Annotated in this window: 34 protein-coding genes; 30 read left to right on the top strand and 4 right to left on the bottom strand. The window is 45.7% G+C overall.

Annotation, left to right across the window (positions count from 1 at the left end; translation table 11 throughout):
* Positions 1–28: 28 nt before the first annotated feature.
* The 4 genes from IEY53_RS14820 to IEY53_RS14805 form a co-directional block, all read right to left on the bottom strand.
* Positions 29–1,294, bottom strand: a complete 1,266-nt coding sequence (locus tag IEY53_RS14820) for a tyrosine-type recombinase/integrase (protein ID WP_189026158.1) — start codon at positions 1,292–1,294, stop codon at positions 29–31.
* 147 nt (positions 1,295–1,441) lie between these two features.
* Positions 1,442–2,227: an ImmA/IrrE family metallo-endopeptidase gene (locus IEY53_RS14815; RefSeq protein ID WP_189026156.1), complete on the bottom strand. Its 786-nt coding sequence runs from the start codon at positions 2,225–2,227 to the stop codon at positions 1,442–1,444.
* 89 nt (positions 2,228–2,316) lie between these two features.
* Positions 2,317–3,054, bottom strand: a complete 738-nt coding sequence (locus IEY53_RS14810; protein WP_189026154.1) for a hypothetical protein — start codon at positions 3,052–3,054, stop codon at positions 2,317–2,319.
* Between the two features lie 29 nt (positions 3,055–3,083).
* Entirely contained in the window at positions 3,084–3,440 is a 357-nt protein-coding gene (locus IEY53_RS14805; RefSeq protein ID WP_189026152.1) for a helix-turn-helix domain-containing protein, read from the bottom strand.
* Positions 3,441–3,607: 167 nt separating this feature from the next.
* Between IEY53_RS14805 and IEY53_RS14800 the strand changes: the two genes are divergently transcribed.
* The 30 genes from IEY53_RS14800 to IEY53_RS14655 all read left to right on the top strand — a co-directional run bounded on the left by IEY53_RS14800 (position 3,608) and on the right by IEY53_RS14655 (position 23,666).
* Positions 3,608–3,859 carry a helix-turn-helix transcriptional regulator gene (locus IEY53_RS14800; RefSeq protein WP_189026150.1) on the top strand — a complete coding sequence of 84 codons (252 nt, stop codon included), beginning with the start codon at positions 3,608–3,610 and terminating at the stop codon, positions 3,857–3,859.
* On the top strand, positions 3,860–4,183 hold the full coding sequence (locus IEY53_RS14795) for a hypothetical protein (RefSeq protein ID WP_189026149.1): 324 nt from the start codon (positions 3,860–3,862) through the stop codon (positions 4,181–4,183). It begins immediately after the preceding gene.
* A gap of 128 nt (positions 4,184–4,311) precedes the next feature.
* Positions 4,312–4,827 carry an XRE family transcriptional regulator gene (locus IEY53_RS14790; protein ID WP_189026147.1) on the top strand — a complete coding sequence of 172 codons (516 nt, stop codon included), beginning with the start codon at positions 4,312–4,314 and terminating at the stop codon, positions 4,825–4,827.
* 9 nt (positions 4,828–4,836) lie between these two features.
* On the top strand, positions 4,837–5,109 hold the full coding sequence (locus IEY53_RS14785) for a hypothetical protein (protein ID WP_189026145.1): 273 nt from the start codon (positions 4,837–4,839) through the stop codon (positions 5,107–5,109).
* Positions 5,106–5,381: a hypothetical protein gene (locus IEY53_RS14780; RefSeq protein ID WP_189026143.1), complete on the top strand. Its 276-nt coding sequence runs from the start codon at positions 5,106–5,108 to the stop codon at positions 5,379–5,381. The genes IEY53_RS14785 and IEY53_RS14780 overlap by 4 nt, the downstream gene beginning before the upstream one ends.
* Positions 5,382–5,699: 318 nt before the next feature.
* A complete protein-coding gene (locus IEY53_RS14775) occupies positions 5,700–5,936 on the top strand; it encodes a hypothetical protein (RefSeq protein WP_189026141.1) in 237 nt (78 codons plus the stop codon).
* Between the two features lie 97 nt (positions 5,937–6,033).
* On the top strand, positions 6,034–6,264 hold the full coding sequence (locus IEY53_RS14770) for a hypothetical protein (RefSeq protein ID WP_189026139.1): 231 nt from the start codon (positions 6,034–6,036) through the stop codon (positions 6,262–6,264).
* Complete coding sequence (locus IEY53_RS14765; protein ID WP_189026138.1) at positions 6,261–8,249, top strand: coiled-coil domain-containing protein; 1,989 nt, start codon at positions 6,261–6,263, stop codon at positions 8,247–8,249. Before IEY53_RS14770 ends, IEY53_RS14765 begins: the two co-directional genes overlap by 4 nt.
* A gap of 259 nt (positions 8,250–8,508) precedes the next feature.
* A complete protein-coding gene (locus tag IEY53_RS14760; protein ID WP_229696169.1) occupies positions 8,509–9,585 on the top strand; it encodes a recombinase RecT in 1,077 nt (358 codons plus the stop codon).
* Positions 9,585–10,292 (top strand): MBL fold metallo-hydrolase, encoded by a 708-nt coding sequence (locus tag IEY53_RS14755; RefSeq protein ID WP_189026136.1) that lies wholly within the window; start codon positions 9,585–9,587, stop codon positions 10,290–10,292. Before IEY53_RS14760 ends, IEY53_RS14755 begins: the two co-directional genes overlap by 1 nt.
* Before the next feature lie 198 nt (positions 10,293–10,490).
* Positions 10,491–11,522: a helix-turn-helix domain-containing protein gene (locus IEY53_RS14750; protein ID WP_189026134.1), complete on the top strand. Its 1,032-nt coding sequence runs from the start codon at positions 10,491–10,493 to the stop codon at positions 11,520–11,522.
* The gene (locus IEY53_RS14745; RefSeq protein WP_189026132.1) at positions 11,461–11,799 is read left to right on the top strand and encodes a replicative helicase loader/inhibitor; all 339 of its coding nucleotides are present in this window, start codon (positions 11,461–11,463) and stop codon (positions 11,797–11,799) included. Before IEY53_RS14750 ends, IEY53_RS14745 begins: the two co-directional genes overlap by 62 nt.
* Positions 11,774–13,174 carry a replicative DNA helicase gene (dnaB, locus tag IEY53_RS14740; RefSeq protein WP_189026130.1) on the top strand — a complete coding sequence of 467 codons (1,401 nt, stop codon included), beginning with the start codon at positions 11,774–11,776 and terminating at the stop codon, positions 13,172–13,174. Before IEY53_RS14745 ends, dnaB begins: the two co-directional genes overlap by 26 nt.
* Before the next feature lie 13 nt (positions 13,175–13,187).
* Positions 13,188–13,349: a DUF6906 family protein gene (locus IEY53_RS14735; RefSeq protein ID WP_189026128.1), complete on the top strand. Its 162-nt coding sequence runs from the start codon at positions 13,188–13,190 to the stop codon at positions 13,347–13,349.
* Entirely contained in the window at positions 13,349–13,564 is a 216-nt protein-coding gene (locus tag IEY53_RS14730; RefSeq protein WP_189026126.1) for a hypothetical protein, read from the top strand. The genes IEY53_RS14735 and IEY53_RS14730 overlap by 1 nt, the downstream gene beginning before the upstream one ends.
* A 119-nt stretch (positions 13,565–13,683) precedes the next feature.
* Positions 13,684–14,103: a RusA family crossover junction endodeoxyribonuclease gene (locus IEY53_RS14725; protein WP_189026125.1), complete on the top strand. Its 420-nt coding sequence runs from the start codon at positions 13,684–13,686 to the stop codon at positions 14,101–14,103.
* A gap of 25 nt (positions 14,104–14,128) precedes the next feature.
* On the top strand, positions 14,129–15,205 hold the full coding sequence (locus IEY53_RS14720) for a hypothetical protein (RefSeq protein WP_189026123.1): 1,077 nt from the start codon (positions 14,129–14,131) through the stop codon (positions 15,203–15,205).
* A gap of 56 nt (positions 15,206–15,261) precedes the next feature.
* Positions 15,262–15,459 carry a hypothetical protein gene (locus IEY53_RS14715; protein ID WP_189026121.1) on the top strand — a complete coding sequence of 66 codons (198 nt, stop codon included), beginning with the start codon at positions 15,262–15,264 and terminating at the stop codon, positions 15,457–15,459.
* Entirely contained in the window at positions 15,456–15,905 is a 450-nt protein-coding gene (locus IEY53_RS14710) for a hypothetical protein (RefSeq protein ID WP_189026119.1), read from the top strand. Before IEY53_RS14715 ends, IEY53_RS14710 begins: the two co-directional genes overlap by 4 nt.
* Positions 15,906–16,552: 647 nt before the next feature.
* A complete protein-coding gene (locus IEY53_RS14705; RefSeq protein WP_189026117.1) occupies positions 16,553–16,825 on the top strand; it encodes a hypothetical protein in 273 nt (90 codons plus the stop codon).
* Positions 16,822–17,178 (top strand): hypothetical protein, encoded by a 357-nt coding sequence (locus IEY53_RS14700; RefSeq protein WP_229696168.1) that lies wholly within the window; start codon positions 16,822–16,824, stop codon positions 17,176–17,178. Before IEY53_RS14705 ends, IEY53_RS14700 begins: the two co-directional genes overlap by 4 nt.
* Positions 17,179–17,337: 159 nt before the next feature.
* Entirely contained in the window at positions 17,338–17,829 is a 492-nt protein-coding gene (locus tag IEY53_RS14695; RefSeq protein ID WP_189026115.1) for a hypothetical protein, read from the top strand.
* Positions 17,830–18,104: 275 nt separating this feature from the next.
* Positions 18,105–18,656, top strand: a complete 552-nt coding sequence (locus IEY53_RS14690) for a hypothetical protein (protein ID WP_189026113.1) — start codon at positions 18,105–18,107, stop codon at positions 18,654–18,656.
* 78 nt (positions 18,657–18,734) lie between these two features.
* Positions 18,735–19,412, top strand: coding sequence for a hypothetical protein (locus tag IEY53_RS14685; RefSeq protein ID WP_189026111.1), 678 nt, complete (start codon positions 18,735–18,737; stop codon positions 19,410–19,412).
* 208 nt (positions 19,413–19,620) lie between these two features.
* Entirely contained in the window at positions 19,621–20,046 is a 426-nt protein-coding gene (locus IEY53_RS14680; RefSeq protein WP_189026109.1) for a hypothetical protein, read from the top strand.
* A 160-nt stretch (positions 20,047–20,206) separates the two neighbouring features.
* Positions 20,207–20,593: a hypothetical protein gene (locus IEY53_RS14675; RefSeq protein WP_189026107.1), complete on the top strand. Its 387-nt coding sequence runs from the start codon at positions 20,207–20,209 to the stop codon at positions 20,591–20,593.
* 181 nt (positions 20,594–20,774) lie between these two features.
* Positions 20,775–22,079, top strand: coding sequence for a site-specific DNA-methyltransferase (locus IEY53_RS14670; RefSeq protein ID WP_189026105.1), 1,305 nt, complete (start codon positions 20,775–20,777; stop codon positions 22,077–22,079).
* A gap of 69 nt (positions 22,080–22,148) precedes the next feature.
* Positions 22,149–22,424, top strand: a complete 276-nt coding sequence (locus tag IEY53_RS14665; protein ID WP_189026103.1) for a hypothetical protein — start codon at positions 22,149–22,151, stop codon at positions 22,422–22,424.
* Positions 22,425–22,609: 185 nt separating this feature from the next.
* The gene (locus IEY53_RS14660) at positions 22,610–22,819 is read left to right on the top strand and encodes a hypothetical protein (protein ID WP_189026425.1); all 210 of its coding nucleotides are present in this window, start codon (positions 22,610–22,612) and stop codon (positions 22,817–22,819) included.
* A gap of 328 nt (positions 22,820–23,147) precedes the next feature.
* Positions 23,148–23,666 (top strand): hypothetical protein, encoded by a 519-nt coding sequence (locus IEY53_RS14655; RefSeq protein ID WP_189026101.1) that lies wholly within the window; start codon positions 23,148–23,150, stop codon positions 23,664–23,666.
* Positions 23,667–23,729: the final 63 nt, after the last annotated feature.

The following is a 23,729-nucleotide window of genomic DNA, read 5'->3' as shown; positions in this document are numbered from 1 at the left end:
TTTTATTTTGCCTGAAATCACGTAGAAATCACATTCCTTGCGGTTTTTCTAGTTTCAGTAGATTTCCAAAGTGAATTTTCAGCTTGTCTGCATCATTTTGTTTCATCTTGTTGGTGACATGTGTGTAGATCTTCATAGTCGTCTTTGCATCGTCATGGCCAACTCGTTTCATGATGTTCACTAGATCCACACCCGCTTCCGTCAGCATGCTAATATGCGTATGCCGAAAGATATGAGGTGTTGCATGTTTGGTTATGCTGGTGTACTTCAAAATCCGGCTCATCCTGTTGATGATGCTTTTCTGAATGTAGGGGTAGCCATTCGGTCTGCAGAATACGAAATTAGCCGCGTGATAATCATCAAACTCCGCCTTGTATCGGGCATGTACTATTGCTTGGCGATCTTTCAACGATTCCAACATGTCGATAATAAATTCATCCATATTGAAATTGCGAATAGAACCTTTTGTCTTTGGGGGCGTCAATTCATATTTTTTCATGTTATTATCAGGGTTGTATAATGTCTTAGTGATTCGGATCTCATTTGTTTGGAAATTAATATCTTTCCATTTGAGCGCACAAACTTCACCGGATCGTGTCCCACTGAATGCGAGGAGATAAAAAGTTTCGAGGTCTCGCTCCAATCCGTGCTCCTTAACTGCATTCAGAAATTCTTCCAGTTCATTACGTTCTAAATATGAGGCTTCCAAGTCTTCTTCTTCGATTTCTTCAACGGTTAATACTTTTTCAGGTATGACTGCCCCTTTGGTTGGATTATCCTTCCGCAAACCTTCAGCGATGGCCCATTCGAATATCATCCCAGCTGTAGTGTGTACTCCTTCAAGTGTTGTTTTGGCGTAGGGCTTGTATACGAACTGTCCTTCGTTATCTTTGTCTTTTACACGATACCCAATCGCATACATATCATTAAGCATTGTCTGATATTGCTTGCGAGATATACTACCAATCAGAGACATACCCATATATCCAGAAATGATTTTTATTTCTTTTTTTCGTACACGAATAGTAGCGCCTTTAACCTTTCGTTTAGAATATACCTCTAGCCATTCCCAAGCTGTAACTTCAAAAGTTGTGACCTTTGCCTTTTTGACATCTATTCCAGCTGCTAAGCGATCATACTCGGCTTGTGCGGCACTAATAGCTTCTTGCTTTGTATCCCTAACGCGAGGTATTTGCTGACGTTTTCCAGTAACCGGATCAAGTGGACCTTCCATAACACATCGCCATTTATAGCCTTGTTTATTTTTGGCAGGAATCTTCTTTATGCTGGCCATGATAAGTCCTCCTTAATAACAGGTGTTTATTGTAACTTTGTGTCATATTTGATTAAAAGTTTACGGCATCGTCAACCGCCTCCATAGGCAGAATCAGCCTCGTCACGTCCTGACCGTGACGCCAGGCAACACGGGTCAAGTTAATCGTCACATACCTCTTTGATCTGGAGGGATGGAAAGATCTCCAGGCAGTACAGTAGCATCATGTCTGGAGCGATAGAAGGACGAATTATGAACCTTATAGTTTCGATCCACATTAAGGAGCAATGGCTCGTCCCAATTAAATCCCTGGCGTTGCTCAATTACTAAGGCATGTGGGCGGGAGAAGTCATCCATACCGTATAAAGAATGAATCCGGGGCTGCTGAAGGTAGTCGAGGCCTGAAGCGGCGGATTCGTTAATCGTTGCTTCATCATTTTTTGGAGCCATGCTTGCATATGTAAAGGTTGATCTTAATTCTGAATCAGTTATCCTATCTTCAATTTGTTTTAGGCGAATCTCAGCAAAATCCGTAAAGGTCTGGAACTCACTGGCTAGGAAGCTTAACACTTCCCTTCTGTTCACTGGTAGCTGTTTCTGTTCAAACATAAAGAACGGGATCATTGCATATAGTGCGAATCGGTTCGCATCATTCTCCTGTGCTTCGCGGAACAGCTCAGGCATCCACCGCTGATCGCCGGAGTGACGGATGACATGACAAAGCTCGTGGAAAAAGATTCTTCGCTGCTCTATGTAGTCGTCGCGACGATCGATAAAAATGACCTTGTCTTCATTCTCGCTGAATGGGCTGTTGTCGTAATAAATTATATCTACTCCGAAGATCATCGCGATCTTATCTATATCGAGATCGATAGGTGTATGTATATCATTTGACTGGTATTGTTCCTCAATCCATTGTTCCAGAGGAGTTTTGAAATAGTTGGAAAAGTTCATGTGATTACCTCCATTTTACGTACGTATGTTCTATTTTCGTGTTAAAAGAAAAGCCATTTCTGGCTTGTAAGATTAATGGAAATATTCTATTATTTTGCGGATCGAGCACCAAATGATAATCCAATCGAAGGTAATGCCAAAACGTAATATTTAATCCCATTTAAAACTGTTGAATTATCAATTTTCGATAAATCTACACCTTTGTCGTAAAAACCTAATTTTCCGATAACGTCATCGCCAAATTCAACAGAAGCATTTGTTTGTGTTGAAGTAATTAACAAAGAAGCAGCTGCAAGTATGTCTTCTGCTGTTTCTGTCGTCCCATCATTTCCTCCTATAATGCCTACCTCTCTTAATTCCCCTGTATTTTTGTTTATTGTTCCTGTGAGAATGAGGGTATCTGTAAAATAGTACTGAAAGGAATCACTGCCAGGCCCTTCATTGGTATCCAAATGAGTTATTCTTAGCTGTGTTTGCATCATTGGTGCCTTTTCATTAAATGTTTTTACAAATTGTTCAACAGAAACACCGATGGAACTATCCAGTTGTTCTTGTATTGTTTCATCAGATGTACTAACTGTTTGATTTGAGTTTACTTCATTTGTAACTACATGTTCCTGTGTATCTTCCATTTTTTCACCATGCTCAGATGAACCGATCTCATATGCACCAATCAAAAATATTGCAAGGAATAAAAATGCAAGGAAAAATTTCTTTTTACTATCGGTGCTCTTTTTTCGCAGTAGAAGCATTCCCATAATGAATGCATATAGAAAGCCCATAATACCTACTGATAGAAACGCATAACCCATTATTAAATACTCCATAATCGTTCCCCATCGGCTGGGGGATTTGCTTATTCTTTTTTTCCTTCAATCTCTTCCCTTACTTTTTCTTTTGTTCTTCTATACCTAAGTAGAGCAGCTTCCATCTCTTCAATTTCATCTGGAGTGTAATTACCTGGCCCCCCATAAAAAGACATGTTAGTTTCTTTGCGAACAGGTGACGGATCGTTGGTTCTCCCAAGAAGATAGTCTCCAGATGTATCAAGAGCATCAGCAATGTTTTTTAATGCTTCAGGATCTGGTTTCCTATCATTCGTTTCATATCGTGACAACTGAACGATAGTGAGTCCGCAAAGCTTTGCCAGGTCTTTTTGTTTGATGTCCTTCTTTTCTCTGAGGTTTTTAATTCTTCCACCAAGAGTAAGCATAGAAACTCCTTTCTAAAAAATAAGGATAAATAATAATGCTATTTTATCATTACCATATTGGTAAATAAACAAAGTTGCCATAATGGTAATAATATCGTTGACATTACCGAAATGGTATTTTATAATCAAATCATGAATTACCTAATCGGTAACTTGGAGGTGGTGAAATGAAAAAAGTTGATTTAGATAAGATGAAGGGTTTACGCAAGAATTCAAGATTATCTTTAGAAGAGATGGCACTGTTATTGGGCTATGAGAGTGCAAATGGTTATTATTACTTGGAGGTTGGTCGAGGGAAGTTCCCAGCTGAAACACTTGCAAAAGTAGCTATGATTTTTAATGTTTCAATAGAGGAACTTTTTTTTGAAGATGGAGTTACCAATACGGTAATTATAAATCAAAAAAAGGAGGTAATCTAAGTGTCTGTAGTCGTAATGGATAGTGACGATCTTGAACACCTGCTCGATAAAGTTGTTTCCCGAGCAATTGAAGCTTATGCCGTTCAAGTTCCAATTTCTTTACCGCTAGTACTGAATAGAGCACAATTCATGGAGCTTCTGGATATCAGTCCTCCCAAGTTCACTGAATTGATGAAGCGCCCTGATTTTCCGGTGAATCGTGAGTTTGGGAATCCCCGCATTCCAACAGGCTTACTGCTCCGCTGGATTGAGAAACATACCGATTGGGTTGAAGAGAACACTGGTGAAGGTTTCAAAGCTAGGCGCAAACATGCAACTGGATAGAAGAAACCCGCCGAGCTGTACCGGCGCCGGCGGGTGGGGAATCGGTAGGGGAATTGCTTAACAACATCATACATCAGGCCTCTGTCCGATAGCATCCCACTAAATTGGACAAAAGAGGTGGAATCAGATTGGCAATTGGACATTTTCCTGGAGCGCTGAAGGATGTTATGCAGCGTAAAGGTGACACTTTGGCAAAAGTAGGACGAGCTGCCCATGTGGACGGCTCACAGATAGGCAAGATCGTTAAAGGGAGCCGTAAGGCTTCCAAGCCAGTGATGAGGTCAACAATTGAGCATTACGATGATGGCCAGCTTTTCCTCGCTGCTGCTGCAGATGTAACAGGTGGTGCATTTGCTCCCTGGCTGGATAATGTCGATCTTCATAGGGCCAGCGTCCTTTTTAAGACGGTGGAGGAAATGAAGGAGGTGCTGGTTGCTTCTGGACAAGTTCCAATCAGTAAGACTAATGAGCAAATCAATGAAGCAGAACGGCATCAAATCAAACGATTGCTGATGGAAACTGTCGAAGCAATCACGGCCCTGAATCACTTGGCTGCTGTCTTATGTAAAGAATATTCCTTTAGTTGGCTCGGTACTTGGAAAGAACACCGAGCCGAATTAAAAGCAAAAAAATATATGAAATGAGGGAACGGAATGGAAAGAAGTGAATTGGTCGCAGAAGCACGGCGGGTTGGTGAGGCTGCACGGCATAATCTTCAGGTGATTCTCCAGAACCCCGAAGCTATGCTGCCGGGAGAACAGGATTTTGCAGAAGGGTACCTGAACAACATGATTCGGATAGCGGAAGCTGAAATGAAAAATGACCGCCGGTCAGGGCAGTCACGTGGTTTGAAATCTCGGTTAGAGAATCTCTTGGTGTTCATTTTAAACCCGAATAGTGAAAAACGCAAGGGGGGAGCAGCTTGACAGCTGAAGAGATCCGGGAATTCGGTGAAGCCCTCGCTGAGCGATTTGTCCAGATTGAAAAGGAGTACCTGTCGGCAACTGAGACTTTAAAAAAAGTGCAGATGATAGAAATTCCAGTACCTATAGAGTTAATGCAAGCAACAAAGAAACTTGATTTTTCATTTGCTCAGTATGAACTGTTTTCTGGAATTATTGATACGCTACCGCTTGATATCAGACTGACGTTTTTAAAACATTGCCAAAAAATAAGAGGAAATAAGGAAGGAATTTGAAACAGGCAAGGGCTTCGGCCCCTGTCTCCCAGCATCGAACCTTAGAAGTAACCTTCCTCCGGTTTGGTGTTGGGAGATGCGGCTGACGCATCCAAGGTGGTGGCAGAACGAGTATGCAGCGCCTTAACCTGCGAAGCGAAATAGGAGTGAAAGTCTCCGGCGCTTATAGGAGTTTGTACGGCACGATCGTGCAGAAAAATGCCCAATCAGCTTTCCGGTGAAGCTCGTCCGAAACATGGCGACTATAAACCAAGATGCAAACCGATGCCGGGTTCAAGTCCCGGCCTACCTTGATTCTACAGAGGAAGGAGGCAACTTATGCAAATCATTCAGAGGTTAACAGTGGTCAGTAATCCGACAAGAGTTTTTGAAGTCGGTACAGAACACGATGGCTGTGAAGTTATTGAAATTCGGCAGGTAGGCGCCAATTACGAGGATCACGTCCATTCTGAGTTCCATGTTGAAGACGAAAATGGTGACCTGATCGCAAGTGTCGAGAACGCCCCGGTGATCGTGGATTACAAACAGATCGCGGTAGACGACAACGAAGAATAGCCCGCGGGAACGGGCTACCAGTGATCTTTGACAATCAAATTTTACTTGCCCCCATTTTAACAGGTGGGGGCGCACTAAACAAGAGGGAGTGCTTGGAATGTCAACTGCCTTTTCTGCAGACATCAGTGGTCAGCGCATCGAGGTTGGAATTAAACCTCCTACTAATTACTCTCCGTCGGTGCTTACTATCCGACAACAATCCGGAACATTCCAACTGCATGCCGATCCTGATCAGCTTGCAGAAGTGGAATATGCTATCCGCTCTTATCTGGAAAGCATCAAATACCCGCAGCCGGTGGCACCGGTAGCTAAGGAGGAAATCGCTTGAAGAGTATCATTCTGGAGCGCCTGACGCTCCGTAATTTTAAAGGTATTAAAGAACTTGTCCTCGCCACTAACGGCGGGGACGCGGATGTTTTTGGCGACAATGCCACCGGTAAGACGACGATCTTTGACGGTTTTGTGTGGCTGCTGTTCGGTAAGGATAGCCAGAACAAGACGGATTTTGAGATCAAAGGGCTGGATACGATCGGCAAGGTGCTGCAGCATAAGCTGGAGCACGAAGTGGAGGGAGTCTTCTTGATTGACAGCCGCCGCCGGACGTTCCGCCGGGTTTATGCCGAGAAGTGGACGAAGAAGCGCGGTGCGCCGGTGGAGAGCTTCGAGGGCCACAGCACTACTTATTATGTGGACGGCGTTCCGCTGAGCATGCGGGAGTACCAGGCCGAGGTCGATTCCATCATTAAAGAGGATTTGTTCAAGCTGTTGACCAGTCCATCCTACTTCAATGAGCAATTGAAGAAAGAGGAGCGTCGCAAGACACTGCTGGAGGTATGCGGAGACCTGTCAGATGAAGAAGTCATCTACGGTAACAAGAAGCTGGAGCTTCTGCCGGCAATCTTGAGTGGTCGGGAATTGGATGCTCATAAAAAGGTCGTTGTCGCCCGCTGTGCCATGATCAATAAGGAAATTAAAGAGCTTCCCGTCCGGATCAGTGAGGTTCAGCGGCAGATGCCAGATGTAGCCGAACTGGACGAGGAATCGTTGAAAGAGGACATCGGCACTCTTCACAGCCGGATAGAGGCGCGAGAAGCTGAATTGTCCCGCATCCTGTCCGGTGGTGAGATAGCAGTCAAGGAAAAACGGCTCCGCGAGATTGAAAGTGAGCTGCTGGACATTAAAAACAAGCTTCAATCTGCTGTGTTGGGTCAGGTGGCAATCAAACGTGACGAAGTCAGTCGGATGCATGTTCAGGTTGACAAGTATCGCCGGACAATTGAGGACAAGCAACAGCGCATTGTACAAAATGAGCGAATGGCTGAGTCGCGGAGACGGGATGCAGACGAGCTGCGGAAAGAGTTTTCTGCTCTGAAGAATCTCACCTTCGAACATCTTGAAGGTCATGATGCTAATTGTCCAGTTTGCGGACAGTCTTTGCCGGAGGAACAAGTCCAAGCTACGCATGATAAAGCCGAGGCTGATTTTAACCGCAAACTGGCCGAGCGTAAGGAGCGGATCAACGCTTCTGGTAAGGCAGCTGTCGCTGAAGCTCAGAAATTCGAGGATGAAATCTCCCGGCTACAGGGTGAAATCACCAGCTTGAAGGATGCACTGAGCATTCTGGAGACGGAAGTCACTACTGCGGATGCTGAGCTGACAGATCTTCGCGCAGGCGTCAAAGACCCTGCTGCTGACCCTGAATATGCAGCCAAGCAAGCAGAGACTACGGACATACAACAGCAGATCGAACAGCTGCGCAATTCCGCAGATTCAGCGGCAGGAACAGTTCGAGTTGAGATCCGCCGGCTGCGGGATGAGGTTGCAGAGATGGAGCAAGACCGCGCCAAGTTTGACGGTATCCGCAAGGCTGAGGCCCGGGTGGCGGAGTTGGAAGGCCAGGAACAGGCCCGGGCTGCTGAGTATGAACGCCTGCAGCATGAATTGTTCCTGATGGAAGAGTTCACAAAGACGAAGGTTTCGATGCTAGATGCCAAGATTAACAGCAAGTTCCGCTTGGCGCGTTTTCGGTTGTTTGAAGAACAGATCAACGGTGGGCTGAAAGAGGTTTGCGACACGCTGTACAAGGGAGTTCCGTATGATGGCGGCTTGAACAACGCCGCACGGATCAATGTTGGCTTGGACATCATTAACACGCTTGGCGAGCATTACGGATTCTCGGCCCCAATCTTTGTGGACAATGCCGAGGCGGTAACCAAGTTGATTGATACTGACGCACAAGTGATCCGGCTGGTGGTAAGTGAAGCAGACAAACGGCTACGTGTTGAGACGGCAGCCATACAGGAGGCGATTTGAATGCACGACATTCAGGAAAGCATTAAGGCGCAGAGAAAGTATTGTGAGGAGCACCAAGATCCTCATTTCGCGCCAAACGATGGCCGCTGTTGGTCGTGTAATCAAAACATTTATGTACCTGGTCACCATGTATGGAAGGGAAAGTCCGATGGTCGCGAGTCATCGGGGATTACTGTTGAAAAAGCAGGTCGGGAGCTTGTTACCGGGTGCCCGCACTGTTTCCGATCTTACTGCGATTAACTTTCAGGAGGCGATTTAATTGAGCACTACAGATCAAGCAAAGCAGCAGACAACTCCGGCAGAGATTGCTAAAAAGGAGCCAACCTCTTCTGAACGGTTTATGAATAAGGTCGTTTCTGAATATGGTTCAGGTGTAGGCGAAGTGGCTCTTACTAATTTCCAGAAACGGCTTGCACAGAATTACTTCATTGCTCTGGATGCCATTCTGAAAACTACCGAGGAGAAACGGCAGAAGAAGGCCGCCAAGTATCAGGACCCGGTTCCGGTTACCTGGCAGCATGTGAATATGGAGAAACTCGCTCGTGATGTGGTGGCGATGGCCCGGGTTGGATTCGATCCTTCCCAGCCTAACCACATTAATCCGATTCCCTACAAGAATAAGAATACCGGAAAATACGATATCACCTTTATTGAAGGGTACCGAGGGATTGAGCTTAAGGCAAAAAAATACGGACTGGACGTTCCAGATCATGTAACGGTGGAGCTTGTTTATTCCACTGACAAGTTCAGACCGGTCAAGAAGGATACCAAGAATAAATATGAAGGCTATGAGTTTGAGATCGTTAATGCCTTTGACCGAGGAAAAATCATCGGTGGCTTCTATTATCACAGTTTTTCCAATGCTCCCGAGAAGAACAAACTCGTGATCATGACGAAGAAGGATATCGACAAACGCAAGCCGGATAAAGCTTCCCCTGAATTTTGGGGTGGTGAGAAGGACAAATGGGAGAATGGTAAAAATGTCGGAAAAGAAGCGGTAGAGGGTTGGCCTGAAAAGATGGCCTGGAAGACCATTTACCGCGCGGCCTATGGTGATATTACTATCGACTCCCAGAAGATCGATGACGATTACCTCCGCCTGAAACAGATGGAGAGTGAATTTGCTGAGGCTGAGGTTGATGAGGAGATCAGGGCTAATGCCAATGGATCGGTTATCGACATTACTCCGACTATCCCTCCGGTGGATGAGCCAGAGAGTCCCCCAGCAACTGCAGCAGAGCAACCAGCAAAGAAGTCTGTGGGATCGCCGCCGGCTGATGATGCTAGTGAATTTGCCGACGATGTTCCTCCCATTGAACAAGAGATGGAATTTTAATGATTGATACCTTACCACTCGGCTCCAGCAGCGCCGGCAATGCTTACCGGATTACGGATGGCCACACCGCGTTGCTGCTGGAAGCTGGGTTTCCTTATAAGTCGATTCAGCGGGCCTTACAGTTCAAAATGTCGGACATTGCTGGTTGCTTAATCACACATGAGCATCTGGATCATAGCAAGGCTGCTCCTGACATCATGAGAGCAGGCATCAACATTTATACCAGTGCCGGTACTGCCGCTGCCAGAGGGCTGTCAGGCCATCGTCTAAAGGTCATTAAGTCGCTGGAGCAGTTTACGATTGGCACTTGGACGATCCTGCCGTTTGACATCCAGCACGATGTAGAGGAGCCGCTGGGCTTCCTTCTATTAAATACAGCGGGGGATAAACTGGTCTTTCTGACAGACACCTATTACTGCCGGCATCGATTCAAGGATCTGACCCACATCATGGTGGAGTGCAATTACTCTCGGGATATCGTCAATGAGCGGGTGGCAGCAGGGCTGCTGCATCCGGCCCAAAAGAAGCGGCTGCTGCGTTCTCATTTCGGGCTGGAGCATGTAAAAGATTTCTTGAAAGCCAATGATACCCGGAATGTCGAAGAGATATGGCTACTGCACTTGTCTGATGGCAACAGCGACGCTGAGCGCTTTAAACGCGAGATACAGGAGACCACAGGCGCGCTGGTGCGGGTGGCAGACCGATGAACGGTCCGTTGGGAGAGCGTATCTGGGTGAGTATGATAAGTGATCGCATTTGGGCGCTCAAGGAGCAAGACCCGGAAGCATTCAAACAGGCAGTAAAGGAACACTTCGCACTAGGTCAACCTGGTTTTACGGTAATCCGTGCAAAGTATCCGCACATTTTCATTCAAGACGATAGAAAGCACTTTAGGGGATGATTTAATGCCCGATGGCAGTTACCCGTTTCCCATGTACTCCGGACTGTTGGAGCCAATACACTACAAAAAAATAGGCAGCGCGATATGGCTTTTCCTATGGTGCGTCAGTTCCACGACTTCTGAGAAGGAACGGGACGGAACTGTCTGGGGCATCGTCCACGGGAACAAGCCATGGAAGCTTTCAGAACTTGCAGAACCATTCGGAGCCACTGAGAAGACCGTAAGTCGTTGGCTGAATACTTTGGAAAGCCATGGTTACATCAAGGTTACCCGCGCTCCCTACGGACTCATTATCAACGTTCATAATTCAAAAAAATGGTCTATTGAGAGATCAGACAAAAATGTCCGATCTGATGAAGAGAACGGACAAAAATGTCCGATCTCTACCCCTAGTGATCAGACAAAAATGTCCGATCTCCAGGACAAAAATGTCCGATCTAATAAAGATATTACAGAGATATTGATTGATAGATGGATTAAAGGCTTGGAAGAAGATGATCAAAAAGAGTTGAGTTCAAGGTCCGGGGTTCTATCCGCCGCTGTGGGTGCCGTCTCCACAGGCCAAATAGACTTTGATAAACCGACAATCGAACAGCGTGTTCTTCAAATCGAGAAGTACTACATGCAGCGCAACGGGTTATTAAGTCCCGCTCCTGCCGATTGGGAACATGTTCGTGAGATTGCGAACGAGGCCATGCCGCTGGATCTCGTATACTTTTTCATCGATCTGGCAATCGCCCGAAAGAAAGCCAAACGGAAAAGGCCTTCAGATAAGATCCGAATGTTCTCGTATTGCAAAACAGTGATTTTTGGCTGCTGGGATGAATTGTCCGCATATCTTGAGCGGTACCTAACTCCCCCTGCATCTTCGCAGCAGGGAACAGTCGCCCTGGGACCCTCAAGAGAGCGTCCAAAGAGCAAACAGCAGCAGGAAATTGACGCTTTAGAAAAATTCATCAAGGAGGAAGAGCTCCGTGAACAAGCTGGAAGTCGCAAAGCTGTACAAGGACATCAAGAAGCGATATGGCAACTTTGACGCCAGCCTTCAGGCGGTGGAGGAAGACCTCGATATGCTGAAGGACATTCCTTACGAGGTCGCCCAATCCAATTTCCGTCAGCACATTATGACCAGTGATTTCCCTCCAAAAATATCGCAAATCCGTGGTCGCCTGGGGGAACAACTTGAACGAGAACGGATGCGAAAACAGACGGAGGAGCTGATGCATGAAATGGACTCATCACGATTAAGAGCTGTTCCACCTCCGCCAGGTCTGAAGGAGGAACTTTATGCAAAACTTAATGGCCGGCATTAAAATGCCCCAAAACCCGGAAGCTGAAACTGCTGTGCTGGGTGCAGTTCTGATCGACAAGGAAGGCGATGCTCTTGAAGCAATGCTGGAGCTGCCGATCGAAGCTTTTTTTAACCCAGAGCACCGGTTCATCTTTGAAGCAATGGAAGAAATCGCTGAGGAGGGGCAGCCGATTGACCTGGTCACCCTGACTTCCAGGATTCAGGATAACGGGCAGCTTGAGAATATTGGCGGAGTCAGCTATTTATCCAAGATCGCTCACAGTGTCCCTACCGCGGCCAATGTGGATTATTACATCGGGATTCTGAAGGAGAAGTATTTGCTTCGAGAACTGATTCGAACTGGACTTGAGCAAGCACAGATGGCCGCAGAAAGCGAAGATCCGGCACAGGTGTTGGCTTCCGCTCAGGTCAATGCATCACGCTTGTCTGATCAGGCGGCACCCAAACAGGAGTTCAAACGAATCGGTGAGGTGGCCGTCGCAGTTTACGAGGATATGGAGCACCGCTCCACAAACAAAGCTGAAAATGGCGTCAGTGGGGTTTCTTCAGGATTCGTTGACCTTGATCGCCTGACAGCCGGTTTTCAGAATAGTGACTTAATCATTGTGGCAGCACGGCCTTCCGTGGGTAAAACGGCGTTTGCTCTGAACGTCGCTCAAAACGTGGCGGTACGGTCAAAAGAGACCGTAGCGATATTCAGCTTAGAAATGTCGGCGCCGCAGCTGGTACAGCGGATGATCTGTGCGGAAGCAAACCTGGATGCAAATCATATGCGAACTGCGGACTTCGCGGAAGACGATTGGCGGAAGGGGGCGGAAGCGATCGGTATTCTGGGCAATAGTGATATCTTTATCGACGATTCTCCAACGCTGACTGTTCACGAAATCCGGAACAAGTGCCGTAGGCTGAAAAAGCAACATGGGCTTGGGTTGATCTTGATCGATTACCTGCAGCTGATTTCAGGAGCTGGGAAGCGTAACGAGAATAGACAGCAAGAGGTATCCGAGATTTCTCGGACCCTTAAGCAAATTGCTCGTGAAATGGATGTGCCGGTTATTGCTCTGTCCCAGCTTAGCCGCGGTGTAGAGCAACGCCAGGATAAACGGCCAATGCTTTCAGATTTGCGAGAATCCGGTTCTATTGAGCAGGATGCCGACATTGTAGCCTTCTTGTACCGGGATGACTATTATGACCAGCAGACTGACAAGAAAAATATAATTGAGATTATCATTGCGAAGCAACGGAATGGCCCACTGGGAACAGCTGAACTTATCTTTATGAAGGAATTCAATAAATTTGTAAACTACGAGCGGGGGCACGCAGCGCCGCCTGAAGCTGCGGCAAAGGACATCGAAAAGCGCAAATGGGCGCAGTAAAGGGGAGATTGGGATGAAGCAGGGGAAACGTCCAACCAAAAAACAGAAAATCATGATCGCAGCGGCAAAAGGCCTGGTGCTTGAGAATTGGCTGGTGGAACGGGAGACACCGTCAGAACTGGTATTGATTCATCGCAAGTCCGGTAAGGCCAAGACGATCCGGAAGGGTGCCTGATGAGCGGGAAGCGGAGTTATTGGCATGTGTATAACCGCATGCGGCGGCATTACATTGCTACTGGATTAATGCCGGAACGGGTGAATCTACTGGCTGAGTTTGCGGATTTGGAGCCGGCTGATGTAGACGAGGGCATCGCGGAATTTGAATTATCCATAGGTCTTCGTAAGAGGGGAGCGGAGCCTGATGGTAAAGCGAAAACGGAAACCGATTGATCCTTTCTTTCAGCGGCGGAACTATTTCACTATTTGGGACGACAGCGGGCGAGTGGCCGGGACAGTCTATGTGCTGGATACGGCTATGATGCCACCGCGACCGAAGGGAGGCAAACAGCATGATCCAATTCACTGTGTACGGCGAGCCCGTCGCTCAAGGTAGGCCGCGAGCTTCTACGGCCACTGGGTTTGTCAAAATGTATGATCCGGCGAAATCCCGTGATTACAAGGATTATGTCCGGTTGGCCGCTCGAGAGTATGCACCGGCGGCACTGTTGGAGGGGCCGCTTGGGGTTGCTGTCACGGCCTACCGCTCCATGCCGAAGTATCTCAGTAAATCTCCTGCCAAAGCTGCAGCTGCTGAGCGGGGCGAGATTTTACCAACATCCAAGCCGGACGCAGACAACTACCTCAAGGGCGTCAAGGATGCACTGAAAGGTGTGATCTGGGTTGATGACAGTCAGGTCGTGGATGCGTTTGTACGCAAGCGGTACAGCGCACGGCCCCGTATCGAAGTCAAAATCAAGGAATTATCATAAATCATAATAGAAAGAGCTGATAAGCATGAGTTATATCAATTTCAAAGGTACTGTTAAAAAAATCAACCTGAAATCTGCCGAGGAAACGGAGATTACAATCAGCATCCCGGCTTCCGAGCTGGACGGCCAATACAATACTCTTCAAAGCATGCTGGAGCTGAAGGTGATCGGTGGATTGGATTCTCAGATTGTGACTTACAAAGTGCTGAAGAATGCAAAGACTGGCAAGCCAATTACAAAGTACACCGTTGATGGCAGTGGGGTAGTATCTACGGCAGAGCCGGAAGGGGAGCAACTCTCATTGGATTTGGGGCTGCCAGCTGAGAAGGTAGAGGTTAAGGCAGATCCAGAGCAAATTGATCTTGAGATTATTCAGGAGTTTATTCTCAGCGGGCTGGCGCCGCGGTTCGACGACATAGATTATGACTTCCATGAGATTACGGAGCGCCTAGCCAGCGGGGACACCTACTTGAAGATCGCTGCTGATATCGGCATGGGAGTAGGCGTGTTTGTGGTCATGGTGGACGAATACCGGAAGCGGGTTGCTCCTATGGCTGCTAAGTGGAACGAATGGCGTGAGGGGCAGGGCCAGCCAGCGCCTGCAGCAGCGGAACCTACTGCCGAAACAGAGGGTGATCAGCCTGCCGCGGAAAAAGAAACAGAGCAAGACGAGGACGAGAAGTCTGACGGTAACGCTGATTTGGAACCGGAATGGCTGCAAGGTGACGGCCAAGTACCTCCTGCAGATCAATCCGAGCAAGAATCAAGAGGGGCTGAGGGCGACGGTTCCTCTGACAGTGGGGAAGCGGGCGATGGTGAAGAGGCTGATGGTACTGATGCCGTCGAAGCTAATGAGGGTGAAGTGAGTAAGGAAGAGCTGGATGCATTTATCCTTGCTGACCGTCCCATTTTTCCGGAGGTCGAATATGATGGCCAGCCTGTTCCATTCCCGGACCTGCTGGAGAAGCGCCTGAAGGAGAACAAGGTCTGGCGGGAAATTGCAAATGAGAACGGTATGACGAGCGGACAGTTGTCTTCACGGTATAGCGTTTACCGCAAGCTGGCGGAAAAGAAAATGAAGGGTGGCGGGGGAGCAGCTTAACAGCTGCTTTTCTCTTACCCAGGAGGTGGCTGCATGCGGTTGCGGGAGGTCATGAAATGAGTGAACCCAACAAACAAGAGCAAGAGCAGATTGAGTCCACTTTGCAGCAATTGGAGCGACTTCAGAAATCAACAGATTCTCTTTATCGTCGGATGGCCATTAATGGTCGGAGCCAGGAGTATTATTCCCCGATCCGCAAAGTTTCTGAAGGATTGAGCAACTTATCCGATCTTTTGTGCAAGAAAGGAATGTGAGTGAAATGGAAGGGGCATTGGAACTTATCGAATTACATTTGAAGAATAAACGCATTAGCGAATTTCAGGCAAAGTTGCTGCGAACGTATGTGGCTTGTGACGGAGATGTACGAAAGACTGCTTCACTTTTAGAATCGTCATACGATTCTGTATATACCGTACTCTCTCGGCTCAAAGGATCAGGAGTTTTAGAAAAGGGCGGCCAAAACCGCCCTTATATAATCCGGGACGGATCAGCCCACGAGCAGGCAGAAAGGGCAGCAAATAGACGGAAGCCTGGCCTGCTGCAGGAGTTAATCATTACTGATCAAGAGCGGGAGTGGATGTTGAAGAACTATCCAAGCTATAAGCATCGCCGTGGAGCGGCTGCGGCTGCTATGGGGTGTAATCGATGGCGGGTCTGCCAGTTGGCAATAGCTCTCAAACTGGACAAGAAGAACGCTTGATAAAGGTCTTAGTTCAGCCGGGGAAGCACATCGTTAGCAACGATAGCCCGGAATGTAGGAGTCACTACCGTCCGGGCAAACGCCTTGTCTTCAATAGAATATGTTAGGCCCTTTCGGGCTTGTACTAACTCAAAAAGAAACACAGCAGATTCATTACCTGATAGAAATGCTTGTACGAGTGGAGATTTACGAGAATGAGCAATTTTGTGAACATAAAAACACCGCCTTTCGTTCTTAGAATCTTATATCATAGGTGTTTTTGTTTGAGATATTCCATAGTAGTTGCTCTATCAACTTTTAAGAGGGCATAGGCCCATAAGGAGAGATAAACGATGGATGTGGTAAAAACGTATTTATGTATTTTTTTTAAAATGGAATTAAAAAGAACGCTCAAAAAGAGCGCCCTTTTTAATCATTTTAACAATGCCAACGACGCTTCTTATGCTTACAAATGACAATCGCTTTTTGACCAGGGTGCAGTTTTACGACAATTACTTTTTTTCGTTTCGGGCACGAGCACGACATAGTAGTTGCCTCCTTCTTGTTTGACATACAGACAGATTATGATCCTCAAAACAATATTGATTGGACGTAAGGAATGTGAAGTGAATAATGGGGCGGGTTAACCACCCTCTCCCCTAAACCCTATGAAGGAGCTGATAAGTGTGGCGAACGTGGAAGGCATGAAAAATAAATTTTGCGGAGTAATCAAGCATGATGATGCTGTTAAATACCTGAATGATAAAGATAAAGCCGATTTCAATTATCTTTGCAATAAAGTGGAGTGCGGCCGCCGGAAAGATGGGAAACGCCCTGTAAATGCTTATCTGGTCATCAACACAGATGAACCCTATGCAGATGAGGTAATTGAAATTCTCAAACGAAACGGCCATTGGGGCAAAGGGGAGGCACAGCCATGACACACGAACATCCATATGCAGGGCTCTCTGGATTCCTGGCACCAGATGGCGTATTTCATTCATGTGAGTATCAAGAACACCGCCATCTGGCGGTAAAACTGGTTAAGCAGTACGACGTTCAATTTTTCGACGGTGACAGCAACAAGGTTCCAAATTTCATCAAGTTCGGATGCTTCCCCTGGGTGGATAAGATAGGGAATTCCGGATGTCATGCATTCGGACACGACGAACCAACTGATGAGCAAGTGACTTGGCTGCTCTCTAACCTTGATCGTATGACCGATATACAGCGCCGCCAAATTCTCCGAGACTTGAATTCGTGGGATATTGACCTTTCGGGAGTGGAGCCATGACACAGGTACAGGCTATGACAAACCAGGCTCTTAATCGGGCGCTGGCGGAGAATGGTGATAGACATGCAAAGACCCCCATATCCTTGGCCGGGGCGGGGGTCCTTAATAGAAAATCATTCCTCTTGACATTATAACACATGAAAAAGGGGAATGAGGGGAATGGCGATGGCATACGAACAAGGGGAATTGTTCGCAGAAGCATCTGAGGTAGAGATTACTGAGACCGAGTTCTACCTCGAACGATATAAAGACATGATATTGTTCATGGATGATTTCGATAAATTTGAACAGGAGATGGCCCAGGTGGCTGTTGATGGTGAGTCAGCTCGCAGGCTGAGTGTGGCCGAACTGCATGCAGATAAGACAGCCAATGCGGTTATTCTGAATGAGAAGCAGAAGTGGATGTATGAGCGGTACCGCGTTTATACATACATGATTATTCGGGCGTTCAACCTGATACGAGATCCGGAAGTTAAGGAAGTAATGCGGGTTCGCTTCATCCAAGGGCATAGCCGGAAAGAAACGATTCTGTTTACTCGCCGTGGTACAGCAGCCAGCACCGTGGACCGGTATATTGAGAAGGGAATCAAGATGATTGCAAACTCCCTGCACCAGATGGGTTTCTTCGAGGAAATTCTGAAGAGAAACTGACGACAATATGAGGACAAATCGGGGAATGTTGACGACCACATGGGTATTTTCCCGTGGTATATTGATAACGTGGAAATCAGGCGAGAGTGACACGCACGGCTGCAGCAATGCAGCATTAACCGGGGCGTACCTCCTCTCGCTATTTGGTGAATAATTGTCGAAAAAGAAAGCTTTATAGGAGAAAAATATGATAATAAGGAACTATAGGATTTTCTGTAAAAATGTGTAACAATAGTAACTGTAAAAGAATAACAAATAAAGAGGAGATGATTTACGTGTTAAAATTTAAAGGTAAAAGTTTATTTTTAAGTTTAATCTTGCTCTTAATCTTTGCTGTCCCAGCCAGCGTTTACGCTGATGAAGGAGTTTACATAGCACCTGACTATGTGGATGTATCAGGTGGAGAAGTCCTTGCTTCATACGTTTTGCCAGTTATACTAAATGAAGAAACTAATGAGGTAACTATTCAATCTCCTAAAGATGAAAATGTTGCTAGTAGAGCTCCTCTAAAAGATGGTATTCATGTTGCTGATGTGAATGTTACTGTAATAAAGCAAGGGAACTATATATATGGAGATTTTAAAATAACCACCATCTCTATTTATGGGGGAATATTGTCTTATGCATTTGATGCCGCATGGTCTAATGGGTTCAACGATCCTGTTACAGGTTTCGGTGGAGGATTAAAAACAGTTCTTGACCAATCTCAAACAACATTTAATACAGCAGGAGCTCATACTTTAAATGTATGGGGATGGACTCTTCTGACGACAGGTTACAATGCAACAATGGATGAGCCACTAATTCTTCCCTTCACAACAGATTAATATTTAAATGAAAAAGGGGGAGACTACCTAAATAGTGTTCCTCCTTTTTAATCTAATACTTATAAGGAGCTTTTGCTTATGACTATATTTAAAGAAATCACTGTAGATGAGTTTTCAAATGTGAAAATGAAGCATATGAATATGACGGATAGTTCAATTGTAACAATAAATCACGATTTGGATCTAAATCCTTTAATAATGACGAAAATCCCAAGATTCTTTATTGCTCCTGTAATTTATGGAATAACTGATATGCTTTATCTACCAATAGATGTTGAGGAAACGTATAGGTTGGTAATTCAAGAGATTGCACCGCATTTTGAAGAGATCAAAGAAATTAGCAATGAAACATTTCGTAATTTATCTTTAAAGAAATTAAAACCAAAGTCGAAAGAAATCTTTGCTGAAACTAAAACTGAAACAAATATTGATCTTGTAATCAAAGAGCTATACGGTCAGAAAACCGAAAAAATAGAGGAGATTCAAAAGACAGAAAAAAATAATATTAAATTTTATGAGGTGAACCTTCAAAAAATAAATACTGTCAATGATAATGATTTCGAATTATTATGGAATTTTATAAAATCGGCTTATGTTAATCGACAAGGAGAATTTTATATTACTCCAGTGAATTGGATATTTAATGAGGAAATAAGAAATTACTTATTCGTACGCATGTTATCTAATGTATGTAATTCGTTGAGAATTTCCGTTAATGATGACTCCGGAACTATCACAAGTCTAATACTTGATTAACAACTAATTAAATTGTGCGAAAATGCAAGGAAACTTGAGAATATTTATTATTATTGCATATAAAGTAGGTATACTCTATTTGACTTCAATATTACGCCAATTTAAAATGGTCTTGTCCACCTTTGTAACAAAGTCCTAAAGATTTTAAGCAAAGAGCGTAGCGCATTTGCTGCGGACGCTTAGCGGACGCCAGCCTTTAAATCTTTATATGTACATATTCCAGTCGAAGTCGCTCATTATTGGGCGGCTTTTTTATTATGCGGAAAGGGTGATTTCTGTGGAGGTAGCAGCAGAACTTGATGATCTTGAAATGACCTGCGAAGAGGTGGCCGAAACACTGGCAGGACCATATAGGCTTAACAAGAAGGAGCAGCGCTTGCTTGCTTATCTGCTGGATGATAACAAAAGCAAGAATATCAGTGATATCTGCAAAGCGCTTAAGACCACAACCTGGACGCTTCTCAGTAAGACGAAGCCCGAACTGGAGCGGAAGATTGATGCCGTTGGTTCCGAAGCATGGAAGCGAGACCTGGAAGCTGCGCTTAAATCCAGCTCAGTATCCAAGCGTGAAATGAGCCAGTGGCTTTATTTGTATTCACGAAAGGATAACGATCATGGCGAAAAAACAGAATAGCATCCGTCCTCCACTTAAGGAACCATCGAAACAGCCAAAGAAATGTACCGGTTGTTTGGGGCGAATGGACAGGAACGAAGCAGTTTTGCTCCAGAGTGAAATGCCAGAAGGAAAAACCTTCCTGAATGTCGAAATGTGATGTCGAAGGGAGATGCTAGTTATGCAAATTAAAGAGGCAATAACAACGTGTGAGGCGCATGTTAAAAAATTAGAGAACCAGTTGAAGGGCTTCTACACTGTTAACATCGCACGAAACTACCGTGAGGGAAGTGTTGAAGAAGAGGCAGATATTCTTGATGAAATCGCTAATTGCAAATTGTTCATTTCTATTTATGATGTTCTTGAAAATGAAGGTGTGAAAGAAGGAAACACATACGATGAGTACAGCGCTTATTTGTCGAAAGCTAGAGAACATTTAATTGAACATGAAAAATTGAAGGATGAAATTGAATCAAAAAATGCAAGTGAGATTAAGAATATTAACCTGCTTTTGAAATCATTCAATAAGCAACTACTTGAATTGAATATTAATAACTTGGCACCTTAACGGGTGCTTTTTTTATGTCCATAAATGGCCTTCTGTAAGCTGTTCTGAGGCGTTTAATATAGGAACGTGCGTTTGTTAATGGTAAGTAGGAAAAGAGCAGGGTGGCATGCTTCTGTTGGTCTGTGTCGAAATCTGCGCCGGCCCAAGATGAAAAACCAACTCAACTCAAAGGAGGGTCCTCATGGACATTAGAATAATACCGATTGAGCAGCTCAATGCAGCTGTCTATAACCCCCGCGTCGACCTTCAGCCGGGAGATCCGGAGTATGAGAAGCTTCGCCGCAGCCTGGACGAGTTTGGTTATGTGGACCCGATCGTATGGAATGAGCAGACCGGTAACATGGTTGGTGGTCATCAACGCTACAAGGTGCTGGTCAATGAGAAGGGATGCACGGAGCTGGCCGTATCGGTAGTCAATCTGGACCCGGAGCGGGAACGGTTGCTGAATCTGGCGCTTAATAAGGTGTCTGGCCGCTGGGATGATGAAGCCCTGGCGCAGCTGCTGGGTGAGCTGCAGGAAGGCGGGGCGGATCTGACGCTGTCCGGCTTTGATTCAGAGGAGATCGGGGAGTTGATAGCTGAGTTTGTCGGCATGCCAGATACTGAGATCGAGCAGCCGGTTGTTGAGGATGACTTCGACGTCCAGGGAGCACTTGATCAGATCAAAGAGCCAGAGACGCAGCGCGGGGATATTTGGCAGCTTGGTCGGCATATCCTAATGTGCGGTGACTCAACGTCTGCAGAGGATGTAGCTAAGCTGATGGACGGGGTGAAGGCGTCACTGGTTGTGACGGACCCGCCGTATAATGTGGCGGTGGAAAGTGATTCGGCCCGCTTAGCTGAAGCTGGCACCAGCTCAATAATGAACGACGATATGCCCGCAGAGAAGTTTGCGGGCTTTTTGCATGCTGTCTTTGAACAATATGCCGTGGCCATGGACCCGACTGCAGCAATCTATGTCTTCCATCCATCATCATATCAGCGGGAATTTGAGGACGCGATGAACGCCGCAGGGATTACGGTACGTTGCCAGTGCGTCTGGGTCAAGAACGTGGCCACCTTCGGCTGGGCGCAATACCGCTGGAAGCATGAACCGGTGTTTTATGCCCATAAGAAGGGCAAGGCTCCGGCCTGGTATGGCGATCGTACGCAGACTACGGTCTGGCGGTCCGGCTTGCCGGCGGATGATCCACTCCCGGAGACGGTGTGGGAGGTTTCGAAGGGGGATGTAACTAAGTATGTTCATCCTACGCAGAAGCCGCTGGAGCTCTTGGCCATTCCGATCCGGAACAGCAGCCGGCGCGGTAACACCGTTGCTGACTTCTTTGGTGGCAGTGGCTCTACCATGATGACCTGTGATCAGCTTGACCGCTCCTGTAGGACAATGGAGCTTGATCCGGTATTTTGTGATGTGATTAAAATGCGGTTTCAGCAGTTAACCGGCATTGAGTCTGTTTTACTTCATTGTGCTGATCATACTGCTTAAGAAACAGGGAGAATGTTGTGGTTTTAATCCTTTGATTATAGTAATATTTTGTAAATGAGGAGGCGTTCCATGAAGGTGTTAATTAAGAAACTGAGCCTTTGGTTGCCAATATTATCATTACTAGTTTGTCTCCACAATCTATCAGGAGACGATGATAAAAATTTATTACTCTTTCTGACGAGTCCTTTGCTCTTGTGGCTTAATCCACAATTGACAGATTTGCATTACTCAATGAAAAATGAACTTTTGTGGCAGTTTCTTCTGTACGGGATTCATTTTTTCTCTTGGTTATTATTTGGAATTATAATAGATTGGGTATTTTCAAGATATAAAGCCAAATCCTAAACGTAGTTTAAAATAGCCGCCAATCCCAGGCGGTTTTTCTTTTGCCCAAAATAAAAGGAGGACGCGCGAACGTCCTCCCCGACAACCAGGGTATCCCCCGGCTGAGACAGCGGCGCGCCACGCGTGGCATTCTCAGTCATCCGCTGTCTCGTTTCCAAATATACACGGAAGCCGAGGGGAACGCAATGGGAACAAAAAATGAACTTTTATTGCAACATGAGCTCGAAATTATGGCCGGTATCCTCGAAAGCAAGGCGCAGTACCGGAAGATCGTAAAGGCCGGCATAGCCAAGTGGGTCAAGGACTTCCAAGACGGTCGGATTGAGATTAAGACGGTGGACGATCTGAAGAAACTGATTGAGATAGATATCGAGCTGCAGAAAGATGAAATTTAAGAAGTTGTGAACATGTCCTTATCGCGTACTTCGATTCCTCTTAACTTCCCTTCAAGCAACCGAGAAAAGAGGGGGGGATTCTTTATATAAGTTTGAAGACAGAGTAAATTCATCATAAATATGAAGAGATTCTTAAATGATGTACTAGCATTTAATTTTCCATTCTCCTATTATATGCTTACTTACTTTTAGAACTGAAATGGTATAAAATGACAAACAAATGTAACAATTTGTATTTATGGGCAATACAAAATAATGGTAATATAGTAAATGTAAGGATTAAATAGAATCCTGTGCTACTACTTAAACATGGAGGGATTGGATTAGGATGAAAAAGAAGATTATGCTTTCCTGCTTGACTGCCGCAATGTCGTTAGCGGTAGCTGTACCATTGGCATTTGCTCAAGATGCCCCAACTACGGATAGTTCTGATGCTGTTACGCCTTCGACTCCGTTTACTACCGTTAAGGTAGTGGAGAACGATGGAATAGAGGTCACAACGATCACTGGTTCGATCTTCCAGCCGTTCGCGTCTCATCAACCCGTAAATCAAGCTCTTACTTCGTCGACCGGTTCTCAGACCGTCGAATTTTACCCAGATAACACGTTTGGCTACTATAGAGTCTGGATTGCTAATTACAGTACTGTACGCTATAACTCATTGATGACAGACATGAATAATGCTTACCAGGGCGAGTTTTATATTCTACCCGGTCAAACTAACATCATCAAAAACACCAACAAAGCAACTACAGGTAGACGCTTTAGCGTAACTTCATCTGATGGCTCCAAATTGAACGGTTCGATTGCCGTGAGATTAGCAGAGACAGCTGGCGAGCTTGATTAAGCAGTAAATATTTCTTTCAAAAAACCTGCGCACCTGATACGCAGGTTTTTTTGTATTGTATTT

This window comes from Paenibacillus albidus, from assembly GCF_014644435.1.
Lineage (GTDB): Bacteria > Bacillota > Bacilli > Paenibacillales > Paenibacillaceae > Paenibacillus_AQ > Paenibacillus_AQ albidus.
This window is presented reverse-complemented; position numbering and strand designations above follow the sequence as displayed.

Bases quoted from the DNA above. Each gene is read 5' to 3' on its own strand.
- IEY53_RS14820 (WP_189026158.1), bottom strand. From the start codon at position 1,294: ATGGCCAGCATAAAGAAGATTCCTGCCAAAAATAAACAAGGCTATAAA.
- IEY53_RS14815 (WP_189026156.1), bottom strand. From the start codon at position 2,227: ATGAACTTTTCCAACTATTTCAAAACTCCTCTGGAACAATGGATTGAG.
- IEY53_RS14810 (WP_189026154.1), bottom strand. From the start codon at position 3,054: ATGGAGTATTTAATAATGGGTTATGCGTTTCTATCAGTAGGTATTATG.
- IEY53_RS14805 (WP_189026152.1), bottom strand. From the start codon at position 3,440: ATGCTTACTCTTGGTGGAAGAATTAAAAACCTCAGAGAAAAGAAGGAC.
- IEY53_RS14800 (WP_189026150.1), top strand. From the start codon at position 3,608: ATGAAAAAAGTTGATTTAGATAAGATGAAGGGTTTACGCAAGAATTCA.
- IEY53_RS14785 (WP_189026145.1), top strand. From the start codon at position 4,837: ATGGAAAGAAGTGAATTGGTCGCAGAAGCACGGCGGGTTGGTGAGGCT.
- IEY53_RS14775 (WP_189026141.1), top strand. From the start codon at position 5,700: ATGCAAATCATTCAGAGGTTAACAGTGGTCAGTAATCCGACAAGAGTT.
- IEY53_RS14770 (WP_189026139.1), top strand. From the start codon at position 6,034: ATGTCAACTGCCTTTTCTGCAGACATCAGTGGTCAGCGCATCGAGGTT.
- IEY53_RS14755 (WP_189026136.1), top strand. From the start codon at position 9,585: ATGATTGATACCTTACCACTCGGCTCCAGCAGCGCCGGCAATGCTTAC.
- IEY53_RS14750 (WP_189026134.1), top strand. From the start codon at position 10,491: ATGCCCGATGGCAGTTACCCGTTTCCCATGTACTCCGGACTGTTGGAG.
- dnaB (WP_189026130.1), top strand. From the start codon at position 11,774: ATGCAAAACTTAATGGCCGGCATTAAAATGCCCCAAAACCCGGAAGCT.
- IEY53_RS14735 (WP_189026128.1), top strand. From the start codon at position 13,188: ATGAAGCAGGGGAAACGTCCAACCAAAAAACAGAAAATCATGATCGCA.
- IEY53_RS14730 (WP_189026126.1), top strand. From the start codon at position 13,349: ATGAGCGGGAAGCGGAGTTATTGGCATGTGTATAACCGCATGCGGCGG.
- IEY53_RS14725 (WP_189026125.1), top strand. From the start codon at position 13,684: ATGATCCAATTCACTGTGTACGGCGAGCCCGTCGCTCAAGGTAGGCCG.
- IEY53_RS14720 (WP_189026123.1), top strand. From the start codon at position 14,129: ATGAGTTATATCAATTTCAAAGGTACTGTTAAAAAAATCAACCTGAAA.
- IEY53_RS14715 (WP_189026121.1), top strand. From the start codon at position 15,262: ATGAGTGAACCCAACAAACAAGAGCAAGAGCAGATTGAGTCCACTTTG.
- IEY53_RS14705 (WP_189026117.1), top strand. From the start codon at position 16,553: ATGAAGGAGCTGATAAGTGTGGCGAACGTGGAAGGCATGAAAAATAAA.
- IEY53_RS14700 (WP_229696168.1), top strand. From the start codon at position 16,822: ATGACACACGAACATCCATATGCAGGGCTCTCTGGATTCCTGGCACCA.
- IEY53_RS14695 (WP_189026115.1), top strand. From the start codon at position 17,338: ATGGCGATGGCATACGAACAAGGGGAATTGTTCGCAGAAGCATCTGAG.
- IEY53_RS14685 (WP_189026111.1), top strand. From the start codon at position 18,735: ATGACTATATTTAAAGAAATCACTGTAGATGAGTTTTCAAATGTGAAA.
- IEY53_RS14680 (WP_189026109.1), top strand. From the start codon at position 19,621: ATGTACATATTCCAGTCGAAGTCGCTCATTATTGGGCGGCTTTTTTAT.
- IEY53_RS14675 (WP_189026107.1), top strand. From the start codon at position 20,207: ATGCAAATTAAAGAGGCAATAACAACGTGTGAGGCGCATGTTAAAAAA.
- IEY53_RS14670 (WP_189026105.1), top strand. From the start codon at position 20,775: ATGGACATTAGAATAATACCGATTGAGCAGCTCAATGCAGCTGTCTAT.
- IEY53_RS14665 (WP_189026103.1), top strand. From the start codon at position 22,149: ATGAAGGTGTTAATTAAGAAACTGAGCCTTTGGTTGCCAATATTATCA.
- IEY53_RS14660 (WP_189026425.1), top strand. From the start codon at position 22,610: ATGGGAACAAAAAATGAACTTTTATTGCAACATGAGCTCGAAATTATG.
- IEY53_RS14655 (WP_189026101.1), top strand. From the start codon at position 23,148: ATGAAAAAGAAGATTATGCTTTCCTGCTTGACTGCCGCAATGTCGTTA.